The sequence below is a fragment of the Mycolicibacterium setense genome, from assembly GCF_000805385.1.
Taxonomy (GTDB): Bacteria; Actinomycetota; Actinomycetes; order Mycobacteriales; family Mycobacteriaceae; genus Mycobacterium; species Mycobacterium setense.
Genome location: NZ_JTJW01000003.1, coordinates 757,210 through 773,141, shown reverse-complemented (window position 1 = coordinate 773,141; position 15,932 = coordinate 757,210). Strand labels below are relative to the sequence as shown.

Genomic DNA, 15,932 nt, shown 5'->3' with positions numbered 1-15,932 from the left:
CCACCCCGGACAGAGCCAGTTCTAATATCCCAAACGCTGCGCCACCCCCACGGCGCGACTCTCCATTGAGCGTACCCATCGCGGATCGAGTATCGGAGTCAATCCACGACCACGGACATAATCGTCGAATGCCTCGGCGGTCGTCCACTTGGGACTGTAGCCCAGATCCCTGTGCATTCGCGTGGTGTCCATGACCCGGCCGTAGCTCAGATAGTTCATCTGATCGCGGTCCAGTTCGGTGTAACGCGTTGCGCGACTGAGCGAATTGATCGCCGACAACGCCCCGCGGGGGACGGGAAGCCGGACACGTCCCGAACGCCGGATCGCCTGGCTCATCATGATGATGCCCGAAGCGCCGATGTTGAAGGTGCCTGCCTTGCCGCCAACGGTCGCCCGCTCCAGCGCCCCGAGGGCATCCTGTTCGTGCAACAACTGCAGCCGTGCGTCCTGGCCGAACACCGACGGCACCACCGGCCCGGCCAGATACCGCGACAACGCGGTGTCCATCGCGGGCCCGATCATGTTCGCCAGCCGAAGGATGGTCACGTCGATGTCCGGACGGCGCCGGGCCAGCCCGCGCGCATAGCCCTCGATATCCATGCTGTCGCGGGCGAACCCCTCACCCGGCGGTCGCCGGGCGCTGCTCTCCTCGGTGAACATCACCGGATCCCGCGGGCTCGAGCCGTACACCTCCGAGGTGGACTTGAGCACGACCCGACGGACCGACGGCGTCTTCTGACATGCCGCGAACAGTTGGATCGCGCCCATCACGTTGAGTTCCTTCAACGTGGCCCGGCCGCCGGACCGCGGCGCATAGGACGCCGCCGCGGCATGCACGACGGTGTCCACGTTCCCGTTTCGGATCACCTTGGCGATGAACGGGTTGCGGATGTCGGCGCGGACGAACTCGGCCCGCCCCATCCGACGCATGAGGTCCTTGCTCGGCACCACCGCATCGACTGCGATGACATGCTCGATCAACGGGTTCTGCGCCAGCCTGGCGGTCAGATAACCACCGAGGAACCGGCACGCACCCGTGACCAGAACCACTTTCGGATAGGGCGCCGCACCTGCCTGCCGGCCGGACTGCGTTCCATCGGAAGAGTCCGCACCAGAGGACCCGGGGACTCCCGTCGGGCGTCCCCCCGAACGACCATCAGAATCCATCGGCTCAGCCTAGCGGCCGCAGCGGTTGGCTACTTGCCGAGTTTTCTACGCTGCACCCGGGTACGGCGAAGCAGCTTGCGGTGCTTCTTCTTCGACATACGCTTACGCCGCTTCTTGATGACTGAGCCCATAAAACCCGGTGTCTCCGCTACTTAGCTGATGGTTGACCCGGTCACTTTACCCGGGCCGACCACCGAAACGGAAAACGCCAGCCTGCCCGGGCGGCTCAGCCCGTCACGGCGTGCGCCTAACCGGCGTCGAAGTACGAAGACTCCAGCAGATCGTGGACCGCCTTGGCGTGGACCCGGAACGATCGGCCCACACGAACAGCAGGCAATTCACCGTTGTGCACCAACCGGTACACCGTCATCTTCGAGACCCTCATCAAGCTCGCCACCTCGGCGACCGTCAGAAATTGAGCTCGAGGCTGACCGTCGCCAGCATCCCGCGCCGATGGCCCGTTCATAGACGTCATCGCAACCCAATCAATCAGGCACAGGCAGTTCCAGCGGCTTCCCCACCGCTGGCACCGACCCGCGCATACAAAGGGAGAATAGCGTGGCGGGTGGGGTTACTGCGACGGGTGTGGGCTAATCAGTTGGAATTAATCTAATTACTCAGATGTAATTCCGAGCTGCTCAGAGCGCGTTTTCGCGGCCTGAACGGCATTGGAGACCGCGGTCCGCAGACCACCACGCTCCAGTTCCCGCAGCCCAGCGGCGGTGGTCCCGGCCGGTGAGGTCACCATCGCCCGCAATTGGGCCGGGGTGGTGTCCAGCGCGGCGCCTCCGGTCGCGTTCACCTCATCGAGACGCTCCAGCAGCATCGCTGCCGAACCGGCCATCGTCTGCACCGCCAGATCGGTGGCCACCGCGCGCGACAGCCCCGATTCCACGGCCGCGTCGACCAGTGCCTCGACCATCAGGAAGAAGTACGCCGGACCCGAGCCCGAAACCGCGGTCACCGCGTCCAGCTGCGACTCTGCCACCGTGATCACGCCGCCGACCGCATCGAAGATCGACGAGACGGCCTTGAGCTGATCTGCCGTGGCGAACCGGCCCGGCGCCAATGCGCTCACACCGCCGCCGACGACGATCGGAGAGTTGGGCATCACCCGGACAACCGGAGATCCGGCCGGCAGCTTGTTTTCGTAGTACGACGTGCTCACGCCCGCCGCGATGGAGACGAACACCTGCTCGGCGGTATCGGTGTCGGCCCGCGCCGCCGCATCGGCGATCTCGTCGATCACCTTCTCGACGTCGCCGGGCTTGACCGCGATGACGACGTAGGTGGCGTTCTCGGCGGCAGCGGCGACCGAGGCCACCTGCACCGAGTACTTCTCCGCAAGATGTTTGGCCCGATCCGGGAACTTCTCCGCGACCACCATGTCCTTGACGTGTCTGCCAGCCCGTAACAGCCCCGACAGCAGCGCCTCGCCCATGCTTCCGCCGCCGATTATCGCGATTCTCGACATGGGCGACAGCATCGCACGACGGGCGGCTCCCCGACGCTCCTGGCGTCCGTGCTCCAGCGGAGTCGCGCCGTCAGGACGGCGCGGGCACCATCGCCAACTGGCGCGTCTGCACGATGATCCGGCCCTCGCAATCGACCACGATGTGGTCCTCGTCGAACCAGTCCTGACCGATCTGGACCGAGGTGCACATCACCCGCAGCCACCCATCGGCAGGCAATGCCCGCAGATAGGCCGTCAGCTGGACCGTGGGCGCCCAACCGGTGCGTTCCACGGCAAAGGTCACCGGAGCCGACACATCGCCGCACAGGAGCGCGAACAGCACGTCGGGGGCGACTCCCTTGGGCCGCACCCAGTACTCGAAAACAGGCGGGCCGCCGTCGCTGCGCGGCCCCATGGTGTGCAGCGCCGGCCGGATGTCGCAGCCGTGCGCCAGGTGCACGACGTGTTCCATCGGATGCCCGGGCCCGATCGGCTCCAGCCCGGGCGGCGGTTCCGGCGTCATCAACGGCACCACCGGGTTGAACGACAGCAGCGGCGGCACATGGTGTTCGGGCTCGCCGAGGGTCACCGACGCAGTCACCGCAATGCGATCCCCCTGCCGCAGCTCGACATCGACCAGGCCGATCCGTCGACCGCGCTTGCGCACGGTGGTGACCACCTGCATGCGACCGGGATCGGGCGCCCACAGGTAGTTCGCCGACATGGCGATGGGCTGCGCGGTCGAACCCAGCTCGGTCCGTGCCGCATTCGCACACAACGCGAGCATCGCGCCGCCGTGCACCTTGGGGCCGATCGTCCAGTGCTCGTTGAGCTCACCGTGATAGACGCCGTCACCGGCCGGCGTCAACGTCATGGCATCGGTGAACAGGGTGGAGCCAGTCATCTGTGGGTCTCTCTGCAGGGGTGGCCGGGGCGGGTTCAACGCAACAGGTGGGTGCGGGCGAATTGGAGCGATTCGGTCAGCAGCGCCTCGCGCTCGGCTGCCGTCTTGGCCGCCGACGTGGTGACCTCCAGGACGACGTGGCCGGAGAAATTGCCCGCGGCCAGCATCTGGCACACCTCAGCGGTGGGCTGGGTGCCGCGGCCGGGGACCAGATGCTCGTCCGTTGAGGCGCCCTTGCCGTCGCACAGGTGCAGGTGGACCAGGCCGTCGCCCATGCGCCTGGCCATGTCCATGGCGTCGGTGCCCGCCGTCGCGGTGTGGCTCAGATCGAGCGTGTAGTGCGCGTGATTGCCGTCCAGCGGGTCGTAGGACGGCGCGAACGCCGAGATACCCGGGCCCGGCTTGCCGCCGCGCTTGCGCATCCGCTCGACCGATGTGCCGCTGGCCCCGAAAAACCGGTCGGCACGGAACGGGAACATGTTCTCCACCGCGACCAGGACCTCGCTGTCGGACTCCAGTTGGGCCACCTGATCACTGAAGCCTTCGGCGTAACGGCGCTGCCAGCGAAACGGCGGATGCACGACGACGGTCTGGGCGCCCAGCTCCTCGGCGGCACGCACGCTGCGTTCCAACTTCGGGATCGGGTTGGCACCCCACACCCGCTGCGAGATCAACAGGCACGGCGCATGCACCGACAGCACCGGCACGCCGTAGTGGGCGGACAATCGCGCCACGTCCTCCACGGACTGGCTGACCGACTCGGCCCACACCATCAGCTCCACGCCGTCGTAACCGAGGCGCGCGGCGTACTCGAATGCGGCTTCCGTCCTCAGTGGATAGACCGAAGCGGTGGACAGGCCGATCTTGATGGCGGGGCGCACGAAACCAATTGTGTACCGAGACCGTTCCGCCGCTCGCGCTGGCGCCTTGCGCCGCTCGCGCGGCGCTAACTCGCCTGCAACAACGCCAACGGTCCGAAGGTGACCAGCGCTCCCACCGCCACCGCGGTCAGCGTGCTGCCGATGTCCTCCGTCTTGCGGACCACCCGCACACCACCGGCCAGGCCGAGGATCACCAGGACGCCGAGAACCAGCGCCACGATGGTGTTCCACTTCCACAGCTGATCGAAGGCGACGAACAGACCGGCGCCGAAGGCCACCGCGATCACACACTGGCCCACGATCCACATCGCGCGGACCAGCGGGGAGCTGGGTGGGTGATCCTCGTCGAACTCATCGTGCTCGTCGAAGTCATCGGCATCGCCGGCGGCCTCGGACAGGTCTTCGTCAACGTCGATCTCGTCGACGGCGGCGCGACCGCGTGGCCGGCGGGCCCGTTCGTCGGCCACCGACTCGCCACCGAACAGCGGCCCGAGCGACGAGTAGGAGCGGTCCCCGTACTCGTCGTCGTAGTCGTCGTACCCGACGTCGGTGGTGTCGACGTCTTGGAGGTCCGCTTCGGGTTCGACCAGGCCGTCGGCCGGCTCGGCCGCATGGTCCTCGTCGTAGAGCGGATCAGGACTCATCCGCTCGGCACCGGTGCCCGAGGGCTGGTAGTCGCGTGCCGGGGGTTTGTACTGCCCGCGGCGGGGGCGCGGCCGGAATTCGACGGGTTCGGGGTCGGCGTCGCGCGCAGCCAGGTGCGCCTCGTAGTCGTCCTCGGCGTCGGTGCGCACCTCATCCGGTTCGACCGGCCTGGCGGCGGGCTTGACCCGGGGAGGCCGCGGGCCGCCGTTGCGGCTGCCACCGCGGACCCGCGCCTCGTCACGATCACGCGGTTGCGGTTGCTCGCGCGGCTCGCGGGGCTCATCCAGGATCGGTGCCACGACGGCGGTGTCGACCAGTGGATCAGGTGCGGGAACCGGCTCATCGTGAGGTTCGAACTCGATGTCGTCGGTGATGATCGGGATTTCGCCGGTGAGTTCGGCGACCGTCACCGCGTCGCTGTTCCCGCGACGGCGCCGACGGCGACCGCCGACCGGGGGTGCCCCGATGGTCCCGTTCTTTGCCAGCAACTCGGCGACCGAGATCGGTCGGGTGCCGGATGGGCTGTTCTCTGGTCCTGTCATACCTATGTTGCCTTTGGGGCTAGCTTTTCCTTAACGTCCGGCGTCCCGCGCCGACGTCTCTACCAAGGCTGTGCCGTCGGCCTCGCTGTCGAGTTTCCGCAGAATCAAACCCTCCCGCAACGCCCAGGGGCAAATGTCGACGGAATCGATCTCCAGTGCTCGCATACTAGCCTCAGCTACCAAAGCACCGGCCACGATCTGTGGTGCCCGCTCGGCACTCACCCCTTCCAGTTCGGCACGGTCAGCCGCTGTCATCCTAGAGATGAAAGCTATGAGCTGTCTTAATCCGGCAGCGGTGAGGGTCCGCTTGACCCGCGGGCCCGCCCCCGAGGGGGCCGCCCCGGTCAGTCGGGCCAGTGAGCGGAACGTCTTCGACGTCGCCACCGCCAGGTCCGGGTTGCCGGAGCGGCGCATGGTGGCACCGGCATCGGCGAGTTCATTGGTCAGCCAGTCCCGCAGCATCGCGACCCGGCGCCGCCCAGGTGGGTCTTCGGCCAGCCACTCCCTGGTCAGCCGACCGGCCCCCAGCGGCAGCGACAGCGCCACCTCGGGCTCTTCGTCGACCCCGCTCGACAGCTCGAGCGAGCCGCCGCCGATGTCGATGTTGATGATCCGACCTGCGCTCCAGCCGTACCAGCGGCGCACGGCCAGGAAGGTGAGCCGGGATTCGTCGACGCCACTGAGGACCCCGAGGGAAACCCCCGTCTCGGCCCGAACTCTTGCCAGGACTTCCTCAGAGTTCGTCGCGTCGCGCACCGCCGAGGTGGCAAACGCCATCAATTCGGCACATCCCGAACTGGTGGCGATCTTGGCGAACTCGTCGACGGTGGCGACCAGGCTGTCGGCACCCTTGCGGGTCAGCTTGCCCGTGTTGTCGATCGCCTCGGCCAGCCGCAGCGCCGCCTTCGTGGAGCTCATAGGGGTCGGGTGCCCGCCACGGCGTGCATCCACCACGAGGAGATGAACCGTGTTGCTCCCGACATCGAGCACGCCTAACCGCACCGCACCAACCTAACCGCAGCCGACCAGCGCTTCGTGGCCGGACCTCCCGCGACCTTCGGGATGAACGGCCGCGGCCTGTGGCGCGCCACACCCCGCGCCGCACCGCGGTTGGGAAATGCGTTCAGGCATATGGGAGTACCGTTTGCGCCGTGGCAGATGTGCATCCCGGCGAAGTCGAACTCGACTTTGCGCGTGAATGGGTGGAGTTCTACGACCCGGAGGACGCGACACATCTGATCGCGGCCGATATGACGTGGTTGTTGTCCCGCTGGACTTGTGTGTTCGGCACACCGGCCTGCAAGGGCACCGTCGAGGGCCGCCCCGATGACGGCTGCTGCTCCCATGGAGCCTTCCTTTCCGACGATGACGACCGGGCCCGGCTGGACGACGCGGTCAAACAACTGACCGACGACGACTGGCAGTTCCGCGAGAAGGGCCTGGGCCGCAAGGGCTACCTCGAAGACGACGAGTACGACGGGAAGCCCAACCTGCGCACCCGTAAGTACAAGGGGGCGTGCATCTTCCTGAACCGGCCGGGTTTTCCGGGCGGCATCGGGTGTGCGCTGCACAGCAAGGCCCTCAAGCTGGGGGTCGAGCCGCTGACCATGAAGCCCGACGTGTGCTGGCAGTTGCCGATCCGGCGCAGCCAGGAGTGGATCACCCGGCCCGACGACACCCAGATCCTGCGAACCGTCATCACCGAATACGACCGGCGCGGCTGGGGTGAGGGCGGAGCGGACCTGCACTGGTACTGCACCGGTGATCCCGCTGCCCATGTCGGCGCCCGCCCGGTGTTCGAGTCCTACGCCCCCGAACTCACCGCGGTGCTCGGCGAGAAGGCCTACGCCGAGTTGGCCGCGATGTGCCGCAGGCGCAGCGCCCTGGGGCTGGTCGCGGTGCACCCGGCGACCAGCGTCGCCGAGCGTCGAGCGGCGCCGGCCCCCGATACCCGGGCCTCCAACGGGGTTCAGCCCTCCAGCTTGTAACCGAGGCCGCGGACGGTGACGAGGTGCACCGGGTTGGCCGGGTCGGACTCGATCTTGGACCGCAGCCGCTTCACGTGCACATCAAGGGTTTTGGTGTCACCGACATAGTCGGCACCCCACACCCGGTCGATGAGCTGGCCACGGGTGAGCACCCGACCACTGTTGCGCATCAGGTACTCGAGGAGGTCGAACTCCTTGAGCGGCAACGTGATCTGCTCCCCGTTGACGCTGACGACGTGCCGTTCGACATCCATCCGCACGGGGCCGGCCTCGAGCACTCCGTCGCCGATGGTGCCGTCGTCGGTGTCGGCGCCGCGGCGCAGCACCGCCCGGATCCGCGCGATCAGCTCGCGGGCCGAATACGGCTTGGTCACATAGTCATCGGCGCCCAACTCGAGGCCGACGACCTTGTCGATCTCACTGTCGCGTGCGGTGACCATGATCACCGGCACACTGGAGCGGGCCCGCAGTTGCTTACATACGTCGGTACCGCTCATCCCCGGCAGCATCAGGTCCAGCAGGACGATATCGGCGCCGGAGCGCTCGAATTCGGCCAGAGCAGAGGGACCATCGGCCACCACGGTGGCCTCGAAGCCTTCCTTGCGAAGCAGGAATGCCAGGGGATCGGCCAGCGACTCCTCGTCCTCAACGATCAACACGCTGGTCATCGTTTCGCTAATCCTCTCGGTCGTCTGAGTCACCTGTGGACTCATCGGTTTCGGGATAGGCCGGAATCGACAACGTGAATGTCGACCCGGTGCCCGGCTGACTCCACAGCCGGATGGTTCCGTTGTGGTTGGCGGCCACGTGTTTGACGATCGCCAGGCCCAGCCCGGTGCCGCCCGTGGCGCGCGACCGGGCCTTGTCGACCCGGAAGAACCGCTCGAAGACCCGCTCCTGATCGGCCTTGGCGATACCGATACCGCGGTCGGTGACCGCGATCTCGACACTGCCGCCCCGTCGGCGCCGGCTGACTGAAATGCCGGATCCGTTGGGCGAGTAAGCAATTGCATTCGACACCAGATTGGCGATCGCCGTCACCAGCAGGGTCTGGTCGCCCAGCACCCGGAAGCCGGTCGGGGCGTCGGTGGTGATCGAGATGTCGGCCTTGTCGGCGGCCACCTTGTGCCGCGACAGCGCTTCGGACACCACGGTGTCGACGTCGACGGCGCCCAGATCGGGCAGCCGCTCGGCGCCCTGCAGCCGGGACAGCTCGATCAGCTCGCCGACCATGTCGGCCAGCCGCAGCGATTCGGCCACCATCTTGTCGGAGAAGCGGCGCACCATGTCGGGGTCGTCGGCGGAGGCCTGCAGCGCTTCGGCCAGCACCCGCATGGCACCCACCGGGGTTTTGAGCTCGTGGCTGACGTTGGCGACGAAATCCCGCCGGGTCGCTTCCATCCTGGCGTGCTCGGATTGGTCGTCGGCGTAGACGACCGCGAAACGGCGGTCTTCACCGGACAGCAGCCGCACCCAGCCGCGCACCGAGATACCCGAACGTCCCGGATGCGGAAGCTTGCGCGGGGACAGGTCGACGTCGATGGCCTGGCCGGTGGCGAACACCTGCTCGACGGCCCGCCAGGCGCGGTCGTCGAGGAGCCGGTCGCGCACCACCCCGAGCTCGGAGGCCCGGTCATTGGCATAGACGACGTCGTTGAAGGTGTCGACCACCACGATGCCGTTGGGCGATGCGGAGACGATGTGCTGCAGCATCTGCGACACCGTCAGCCCCGCCTCATCGGCTTCGCGACGCTGCCGCCTGGCCACGAGGCGAGGTACGACTGCGGCGGCCACACCCGCGCCGACGATCAGCGCGAGCAACGACACGACCGCCGTCAGCAGTAACGCCGACACCAAGCTCACGCGAAAATCGTACGCACCCGGTGAACGTCATCCCAGCAGCGTGCGGCCAAAACGGGACAAGTCACACCGACAAATACAGGAGTTCGGCTGGCGTTAACCCTCGGTAACCTGCCGTTTGCCCGCATGCCCGAGTGCCCAGCGAACTATTTCTTGGCTCCCTGCGCGGCCACCGCGGCGGCCCCGGCGGCGGCGGCCTCGGGGTCGAGGTACTCACCCCCGGCGACCAGCGGCTTGAGGTTGTCGTCGAGCTCGTAGCGCAGCGGGATACCGGTCGGGATGTTCAGGCCGACGACCTCCTCGTCGGACATTCCGTCGAGGTATTTGACCAGCGCACGCAGCGAGTTGCCGTGCGCGGCGATCAGCACGGTCTTGCCGGCCGCCAGGTCGGGCACGATGGTGCCCTCGTAGTACGGCACGAACCGCGTCACCACGTCCTTGAGGCATTCGGTCAGCGGGCCGCCGCCGATGTCCGCGTACCGCGGGTCGGTGTCCTGGCTGAACTCGCTGCCCCGCTCGATGGGCGGCGGTGGGGTGTCGTAGCTGCGCCGCCACGCCATGAACTGCTCTTCACCGTACTTTTCCTTCGTCGCGGCCTTGTCCAGCCCCTGCAACGCGCCGTAGTGGCGCTCGTTGAGCCGCCAGTCGCGGTGCACGGGGATCCAGTGCCGGTCGGCGGCATCGAGGGCGAGGTTCGCGGTGGTGATCGCGCGACGCAGCAGCGAGGTGTAGACCACGTCCGGTAACACACCCTGCTCGACCATCAGCTGACCACCGCGGACGGCCTCGGTGCGGCCCTTGTCCGTGAGGTCGACATCGACCCATCCGGTGAACAGATTCTTCTGGTTCCAGTCGCTCTCACCGTGGCGGAGCAGGATCAGCGTCGGCATCTTTGGTTTGTCCTCCTCGCGTGCGGGTCCAGAGGATCTTCTCACGAAGCCTCAGTCCTCGATCAGACGCTCTTCTATCAAATGCTCGAACGCCTTGAGGTTCTTGAGCGACTCACCGCGCGAGACCCGCCACTCCCACTCTTTCTGGATGGATGAGCGGAAACCCAGCTCCAGCAAGGTGTTGAAGTCGGAGTCCACCGCTTCGAGCACCTGGCCGAGCACCCGGTCGATCTCCTCGGCGGTGACCGCCTCCAGTGACATCCGGCCGACGAGATAGATGTCGCCGACATTGTCGAGGGTGTAGGCAACCCCGTAGAGCCTGCGGTTGCGCTTGAGCAGGAACCGGTAGACGCCTTCGAAGTTCTCGTCGGGCTTGCGGCACACGAACGCCTCGACGCGCACCGAATGCTCGCCGACGCTGAGGATGGTGTTGGTCACCAGGCGCCGTTCGCCGGGAAGTTCGACGACGATGCCGGGCAAGCCGCCGCGCGCGCCCTCGTGCCGGTGGTAGACCAGCTCGTGCTCGTCGAGGGTGTCGGTGATGATCTGTTCGACGCCTGCGCCCATGGTCAGGTACGCACCCCCCGGCGCAGCGCGAAGCGTCGCCCGGGACGGCGGCCCGACTGCCTGCGGTGCCGAGACCGGTAGTCACTCATCGCGTGGGCATAGCTGTCCAGCAGGGCATCGACGGTGTGTGCCCAGGAGAACTTCGCGGCGTGGGCAGCGGCGGCCAGCCGCAACGGAGCGGGATCGCGCTGCAGCACTCCGTCGATGGCGGCCGCCCAGTCGTCGACGTCGTGCCCATCGACCAGGGCGCCGCTGACTCCGTCGGCCACCGCGACCGGCAGACCGCCGACGGCGGCCGCCACCACCGGCGTCCCACAGGCCTGGGCCTCCACGGCGACCAGGCCGAAGGATTCGGAGTAGCTGGGCACGGCGACCAGATCGGCCGCGCGGTACACGGTGACCAGTTGTTCGCGAGATTGCGGCGGCAGAAACGTCACGCGGTCGGTGATACCCAGTTCGTCGGCCAGGCGAACCAGGGTGTCCGGTTCGGTCAGGCCGCTCCCCGAAGGTCCACCGGCCACCAGCACGCGCACCCCGGGTAGCTTGGCCGCGGCCTGCAGCAGGATGTCGGGCGCCTTGAGCGGCTGGATCCGGCCCACGAAGGCGACCACCTGCTCGTCGGGCGCGATGCCGAGGACTGCCCGTGCCGCGTCGCGGTCGCCCGGGGTGAAGGCATCCAGATCGACCCCCGGATGTACCACATCGATGCGCTCAGGATCGGCATGGTGCAATGAAATCAGTTGCTGCGCTTCGTGTTCGGTGTTGACGATGAGGCGGTCGGCCTCGTCGACCACCTGCTGCTCCCCCACCGCGCGCAACGGCGGCTCGGGCGCGTCACCGGCGGCCAGTGAGGCGTTCTTCACCGCGGCCAGGGTGTGCGCGGTGTGCACCAGCGGCACCGCCCAGCGGTCCCGGGCCAGCCAACCGACCTGACCGGACAGCCAATAGTGCGAGTGAACGACGTCGTAGTAGCCGGGCTCATGGGTCGCCTCGGCGCGCAACACCCCCGCGGTGAACGCGCACAGCTGGGTGGGCAGGTCGTACTTGTCCAGGCCCTCGAACGGACCGGCCACCACGTTGCGCACCAGCACTCCCGGCGCCACCGGCACCACCGGGGCATCCGACGAGGAGGTGGCGCGGGTGAAAACTTCCACCTCGACACCGCGCTTGGCCAGCTGCAACGCCGTCTGCAGCACATAGACGTTCATCCCGCCGGCGTCACCGGTACCCGGCTGCGCGAGCGGCGAGGTGTGTACCGACAACACCGCGACGCGGCGCGGAATCTCGAGGTCCGTGGCTAGACGCACACACTCATGTCTACACCGCGGCGATGTTGGCCCCGCCCGCGGACCGGCGGGTCTGAGCGCGCCGCATGGCGCCGATCGGGTCGGCGTACAGGCCACCCAGCGAGACGATGCCGGCACTGGCCTCCTGGACGCGGTTGCCGAAGGCCGTCAGCCGGATATCGCGTGGACCCAGCACCGAACGCCGCGCGACGGCGTCCTCCACGACGGGCATGCCCTCGGGGTATTCGGTGAAGGCCTGGCCGCCGAGCACCAGATCGTCGGGGTTGAGCAGGTCGCGTAGGAGTGCGACGGCCTCGCCGAGCACCCTGGCCCGATCCGCCAGCAACTCGCGGGCCTTCTCCCCGGATTCCGAGCCGCCCTGCCTGGCCGCGCGCAGCACCGCCGACAGTGTGGACGACGGGCCCTCGGCCGGGATGATCCGCAGCCTGCGGGCCGCGTTGAGCACCGCCTCATCACTCACCGTGGACTCCAATTGTCCTGAGCCACCGAGCAATTCAGACTGCGCAGGCAACCCCGCGATGGTGCCGGGTCCGCTGGCCGGGGAGTGCACGCGGCCGTCGATGGACAGCGCATAGCCGACCGTCTCACGGGCGTACACGTACAGACTGGTCCGGGCCGCCTCGCCGGCCGCCTCCGGCGAGGAGCGACGCCCACCCAACAGCAGTTCGGCACCGGCCATCGCGTCGACATGCGAGGCCACCGACACCGGCAACCCGAGAGCTTCGGCGAGCACCGGACCCACCGGGGCGTCGGCCCAGCCAAGCCTCGGGTGATCGAGATACCCGGTGGCACTGTCGACCACGCCACCGGCGGCGACGCCGACCCACAGCGGGCGGCGGCGGTGCCAGCGGCTCAGGTAGCGACGGGCACTGGAGGCCAATGTGGCCAATGCCGCGGACTGGGTCCCCGACGGCGTCGGGGTCTCGACCACGTCCAGGGTGCGACCGAACAGGTCGGTGGCCACGATGCTGGTGGTGCGCGCACCGATGTGGATGCCAAGGGTGAGGTACGGCTCATGGTTCACCTCGACGGGAACGCGAGGCCGTCCGATGGCCCCGGACACCGCGAGATCCGCACGCTCACGCAGGATTCCGGCCTCGAGCAGCGCGGTGACCTGACGGTTGACGGTGGCGATGCTCAGCTGGGTGAGCTGTGCGATGGCGTCCCGGGCGATCGGGCCGCGGGTGCGGATGGCGCTGAACACCGATGCCGCGGCGGCATCGGGCACCTTGAGCGACGGGGCGACGATGTGCAGGAGCCGCGACTGCGGGTAGCGAGAGGCCGCGGCCAGCGACCGGGCGCCCGAGGCAGAGGAATTACCGGAGCGCTTCCGGAGGGGAGCGGCGATGGCGGTGGTCACGTGAATTGTCCTTACTGGTTGTCGGCTGGTGGGGAGAAACCACACCTGGCGACTCAGCAGGACGGGAAAACGGTGTCCGGGGTCTCCTCAGGCGCGGCGGGGTGCGCAACAACAACACGCACGCCGCGCGGAGCGGGACTGCAGATTTCCGGACACACGAAGAACTTAGCACGCCATCTAATGTTGGTCAGGTGACGACTTCACAGGCTGACAAAAGGGTCGCAGTGGTTACCGGCGCCAGCGCCGGCATCGGGGCTGCGACTGCCAAATCCCTTGCTGCCCTGGGCTTTCACGTAATCTGTGCGGCCCGCCGAGCCGACCGCGTCCAGGCCCTGGCCGCGGAGATCGGCGGCACCGCAATTGTGGCGGACGTCACTGACCAGGCCGCCGTCGACGCCATGGCGGCCCAGTTGGACCGGGTGGACGTGCTGGTGAACAACGCCGGCGGAGCCCGAGGGCTGGAGCCGGTGCTGGACGCTGACCTGGAGCATTGGCGCTGGATGTGGGAAACCAACGTCCTGGGCACCCTGCGGGTCTCCCGGGCACTGTTGCCCAAACTCATCGCCTCCGGAGACGGCCTGATCGTGACGGTCACCTCGATCGCGGCGTTCGAGACGTATGACGGCGGCTCGGGCTACACCGCGGCCAAACACGCCCAGGGCGCGCTGCACCGCACGCTGCGCGGTGAACTCCTCGGAAAACCGGTGCGACTCACCGAGATTGCGCCCGGCGCGGTGGAGACAGACTTCTCCCTGGTGCGCTTCGACGGCGATCAGGAGCGCGCCGACAACGTGTACCGGGGCATCACCCCACTGGTCGCCGAGGACGTCGCCGAGGTGATCGGGTTCGTCGCATCGCGGCCCTCGCACGTCAACCTCGACCAGATCGTGATCCGTCCGCGCGACCAGGCGCCCCATGGGCGCTTCAACCGGAGGTCGTGACGCGACGCGAGCATCTCATCGCGTGCTGCTCGCCGATTTCGACATCACGGCCGCGCTTCCTCAATTTCGCGACCCTGGTGTCGAAAACGGCGCGTGACTAGCCGCCGGGCGCGGGCTTCGGCGGCGTGGTGGTCGTGGGCGTGCCCGACAGCGTGGGTGCGTCCGTCGGTGTCGCCGGGGCACTCGCGGGCAGGTTCGACGGTGAATCCTCGGAGGACAGCGCCGACATGGACTTCCACTCGTTCCAGTCCACCGCCCAGTCCCAGATGTCGCCGTCGGCGTAGGACAGCTCGATGCGCGTGCCGGTGACCTCGACCGGGTCTCCGTAGATCGCGCTGTTGAAGTACTGCTGCGAGTTCTCCAGGTTGAGATTGATGCAGCCGTTGGTGACGTTCGTATTGCCCTGCGAGCCAATGCTGTTGGGGTTGCAGTGGATGAACTCGCCGTTGTTGGAGATCCGCACCGCGAACCGCTCGTGCACGTTGCTGTACCCGGCGGCCGGGTTGGTCATCCAGAAGTCTTCGTACTTCTCGGTCACCACGTGGACGCCGCTGCGCGTCACGTTGCGGTCCAGATCGCCTTCGCCGTAGCTGCACGGGAAGTCCATGATCACCGCGCCGGATCCGTCGAGCACCTGGATGCGGTGGCTGGACGCCTCGGCCTTGACCACCTGGCGCCGGCCGATCTCGAAGTCGAGCGTGGAGTCGGCCGCCCCGTAGGCGCCGTCACCGAAGCTGACGCCGTACAGCGGCGCCTTGACGCTGACCTTGGTCCCGGCCGGGTAGTACTCCCGGGTGCGCCAGTGCACACGCGAGCCGCCGGCCTCGTCGGGCAGCCAGGCCCAGCTGCCCTCGACGGGCGGCGTGGTGGTGACCTGGAGGGCCTTTTCGACGGCCGGGCGGTACTTGTCGTCGATCGCGGCGTCGAACTGCAGGATGATCGGTGCGGCCACCCCGACGACCTGGCCGTCGGCGAGCTGGAACTGACCGTTGACCTGTTTCTGGGGGGCGACGGTGGAGAACTTGCCCTGCACGGGTTGGGCCTTGCCATCCTGACCGACCACCGAGCCGGCCCACGTGTAGGTGGACTCGTAGCCGAGCGGTTCGGTGACAGTGAACGCGGTGCGGTCGCTGTTGAATTTGCCCGCGACCACCTTGCCGTTGGCATTGGTCAGGCTCACGCGCTGGAACGAGCCGTTCTCGACCTTGAGTCCGACCGGTGCGGTCGGCAGCACATCTTCGGAGTCGGCGGCAGGCTCGTAGGTCACCGTCGGCGCCGGGGGTTCCTCGGCTTGAGGCGAGGAGAGTGGAGATTCTCCCGAGCAGGCAGCCAGCAATCCGGCTCCCACTCCGACGGTCAACGCCGTCAGGGCACGCCGCCGATTGAACAACGGCGCATCGGCCTCTATATCACCGCCAGTGCTCACG

General features: G+C 67.7%; 17 protein-coding genes. 2 read left to right on the top strand and 15 right to left on the bottom strand.

Annotated features, from left to right (window positions below; all coding sequences use genetic code 11):
- Positions 1-21: 21 nt before the first annotated feature.
- The 8 genes from QQ25_RS05135 to QQ25_RS05105 all read right to left on the bottom strand — a co-directional run bounded on the left by QQ25_RS05135 (position 22) and on the right by QQ25_RS05105 (position 6,594).
- A complete protein-coding gene (locus tag QQ25_RS05135; RefSeq protein ID WP_039314458.1) occupies positions 22-1,167 on the bottom strand; it encodes an SDR family oxidoreductase in 1,146 nt (381 codons plus the stop codon).
- A 29-nt stretch (positions 1,168-1,196) separates the two neighbouring features.
- The gene (locus QQ25_RS30050) at positions 1,197-1,298 is read right to left on the bottom strand and encodes a 30S ribosomal protein bS22 (RefSeq protein WP_003402602.1); all 102 of its coding nucleotides are present in this window, start codon (positions 1,296-1,298) and stop codon (positions 1,197-1,199) included.
- 116 nt (positions 1,299-1,414) lie between these two features.
- On the bottom strand, positions 1,415-1,642 hold the full coding sequence (locus QQ25_RS05130; RefSeq protein WP_003882954.1) for a cell division/environmental response transcriptional regulator: 228 nt from the start codon (positions 1,640-1,642) through the stop codon (positions 1,415-1,417).
- A gap of 138 nt (positions 1,643-1,780) precedes the next feature.
- Positions 1,781-2,641, bottom strand: a complete 861-nt coding sequence (proC, locus tag QQ25_RS05125; protein WP_101906341.1) for a pyrroline-5-carboxylate reductase — start codon at positions 2,639-2,641, stop codon at positions 1,781-1,783.
- Positions 2,642-2,711: 70 nt separating this feature from the next.
- A complete protein-coding gene (locus tag QQ25_RS05120) occupies positions 2,712-3,524 on the bottom strand; it encodes a thioesterase family protein (protein ID WP_039377554.1) in 813 nt (270 codons plus the stop codon).
- Positions 3,525-3,559: 35 nt separating this feature from the next.
- Positions 3,560-4,405, bottom strand: a complete 846-nt coding sequence (locus tag QQ25_RS05115) for a sugar phosphate isomerase/epimerase family protein (protein ID WP_039314442.1) — start codon at positions 4,403-4,405, stop codon at positions 3,560-3,562.
- 65 nt (positions 4,406-4,470) lie between these two features.
- On the bottom strand, positions 4,471-5,592 hold the full coding sequence (locus QQ25_RS05110) for an Rv0497 family membrane protein (protein WP_039377552.1): 1,122 nt from the start codon (positions 5,590-5,592) through the stop codon (positions 4,471-4,473).
- A gap of 30 nt (positions 5,593-5,622) precedes the next feature.
- Complete coding sequence (locus tag QQ25_RS05105) at positions 5,623-6,594, bottom strand: Ppx/GppA family phosphatase (protein ID WP_039314436.1); 972 nt, start codon at positions 6,592-6,594, stop codon at positions 5,623-5,625.
- Between the two features lie 149 nt (positions 6,595-6,743).
- Between QQ25_RS05105 and QQ25_RS05100 the strand changes: the two genes are divergently transcribed.
- Complete coding sequence (locus QQ25_RS05100; protein ID WP_234711842.1) at positions 6,744-7,580, top strand: DUF3109 family protein; 837 nt, start codon at positions 6,744-6,746, stop codon at positions 7,578-7,580.
- Here QQ25_RS05100 and regX read toward each other — a convergent pair.
- The 6 genes from regX to QQ25_RS05070 form a co-directional block, all read right to left on the bottom strand.
- Positions 7,562-8,248: a two-component sensory transduction protein RegX gene (gene regX / locus QQ25_RS05095; protein WP_039314433.1), complete on the bottom strand. Its 687-nt coding sequence runs from the start codon at positions 8,246-8,248 to the stop codon at positions 7,562-7,564. The two genes, QQ25_RS05100 and regX, sit on opposite strands and share 19 nt — an antisense overlap.
- Positions 8,249-8,255: 7 nt before the next feature.
- Entirely contained in the window at positions 8,256-9,443 is a 1,188-nt protein-coding gene (locus tag QQ25_RS05090) for a sensor histidine kinase (RefSeq protein WP_039314431.1), read from the bottom strand.
- 143 nt (positions 9,444-9,586) lie between these two features.
- The gene (locus QQ25_RS05085; protein ID WP_039377551.1) at positions 9,587-10,330 is read right to left on the bottom strand and encodes a phosphoglyceromutase; all 744 of its coding nucleotides are present in this window, start codon (positions 10,328-10,330) and stop codon (positions 9,587-9,589) included.
- A gap of 51 nt (positions 10,331-10,381) precedes the next feature.
- Entirely contained in the window at positions 10,382-10,897 is a 516-nt protein-coding gene (locus QQ25_RS05080; protein WP_039314425.1) for a type III secretion system chaperone family protein, read from the bottom strand.
- A 2-nt stretch (positions 10,898-10,899) separates the two neighbouring features.
- Positions 10,900-12,321 carry a D-inositol-3-phosphate glycosyltransferase gene (gene mshA / locus QQ25_RS05075; RefSeq protein ID WP_198530760.1) on the bottom strand — a complete coding sequence of 474 codons (1,422 nt, stop codon included), beginning with the start codon at positions 12,319-12,321 and terminating at the stop codon, positions 10,900-10,902.
- A complete protein-coding gene (locus QQ25_RS05070) occupies positions 12,215-13,564 on the bottom strand; it encodes an ROK family protein (RefSeq protein ID WP_039377549.1) in 1,350 nt (449 codons plus the stop codon). Before QQ25_RS05070 ends, mshA begins: the two co-directional genes overlap by 107 nt.
- Positions 13,565-13,755: 191 nt before the next feature.
- On the opposite strand from QQ25_RS05070, the gene QQ25_RS05065 reads away from it, so the two are divergent.
- Positions 13,756-14,505, top strand: a complete 750-nt coding sequence (locus QQ25_RS05065) for an SDR family NAD(P)-dependent oxidoreductase (protein WP_039377548.1) — start codon at positions 13,756-13,758, stop codon at positions 14,503-14,505.
- Between the two features lie 97 nt (positions 14,506-14,602).
- On the opposite strand, the gene QQ25_RS05060 is transcribed toward QQ25_RS05065, so the two are convergent.
- Positions 14,603-15,931 (bottom strand): L,D-transpeptidase, encoded by a 1,329-nt coding sequence (locus tag QQ25_RS05060; protein ID WP_039377546.1) that lies wholly within the window; start codon positions 15,929-15,931, stop codon positions 14,603-14,605.
- Position 15,932 lies beyond the last annotated feature (1 nt).

Coding starts and splice junctions, on each gene's coding strand:
- proC (WP_101906341.1), bottom strand. CDS start 2,641: ATGTCGAGAATCGCGATAATCGGCGGCGGAAGCATGGGCGAGGCGCTG.
- QQ25_RS05085 (WP_039377551.1), bottom strand. CDS start 10,330: ATGCCGACGCTGATCCTGCTCCGCCACGGTGAGAGCGACTGGAACCAG.
- regX (WP_039314433.1), bottom strand. CDS start 8,248: ATGACCAGCGTGTTGATCGTTGAGGACGAGGAGTCGCTGGCCGATCCC.
- QQ25_RS05080 (WP_039314425.1), bottom strand. CDS start 10,897: ATGGGCGCAGGCGTCGAACAGATCATCACCGACACCCTCGACGAGCAC.
- QQ25_RS05135 (WP_039314458.1), bottom strand. CDS start 1,167: ATGGATTCTGATGGTCGTTCGGGGGGACGCCCGACGGGAGTCCCCGGG.
- QQ25_RS05130 (WP_003882954.1), bottom strand. CDS start 1,642: ATGACGTCTATGAACGGGCCATCGGCGCGGGATGCTGGCGACGGTCAG.
- QQ25_RS05120 (WP_039377554.1), bottom strand. CDS start 3,524: ATGACTGGCTCCACCCTGTTCACCGATGCCATGACGTTGACGCCGGCC.
- QQ25_RS05110 (WP_039377552.1), bottom strand. CDS start 5,592: ATGACAGGACCAGAGAACAGCCCATCCGGCACCCGACCGATCTCGGTC.
- QQ25_RS30050 (WP_003402602.1), bottom strand. CDS start 1,298: ATGGGCTCAGTCATCAAGAAGCGGCGTAAGCGTATGTCGAAGAAGAAG.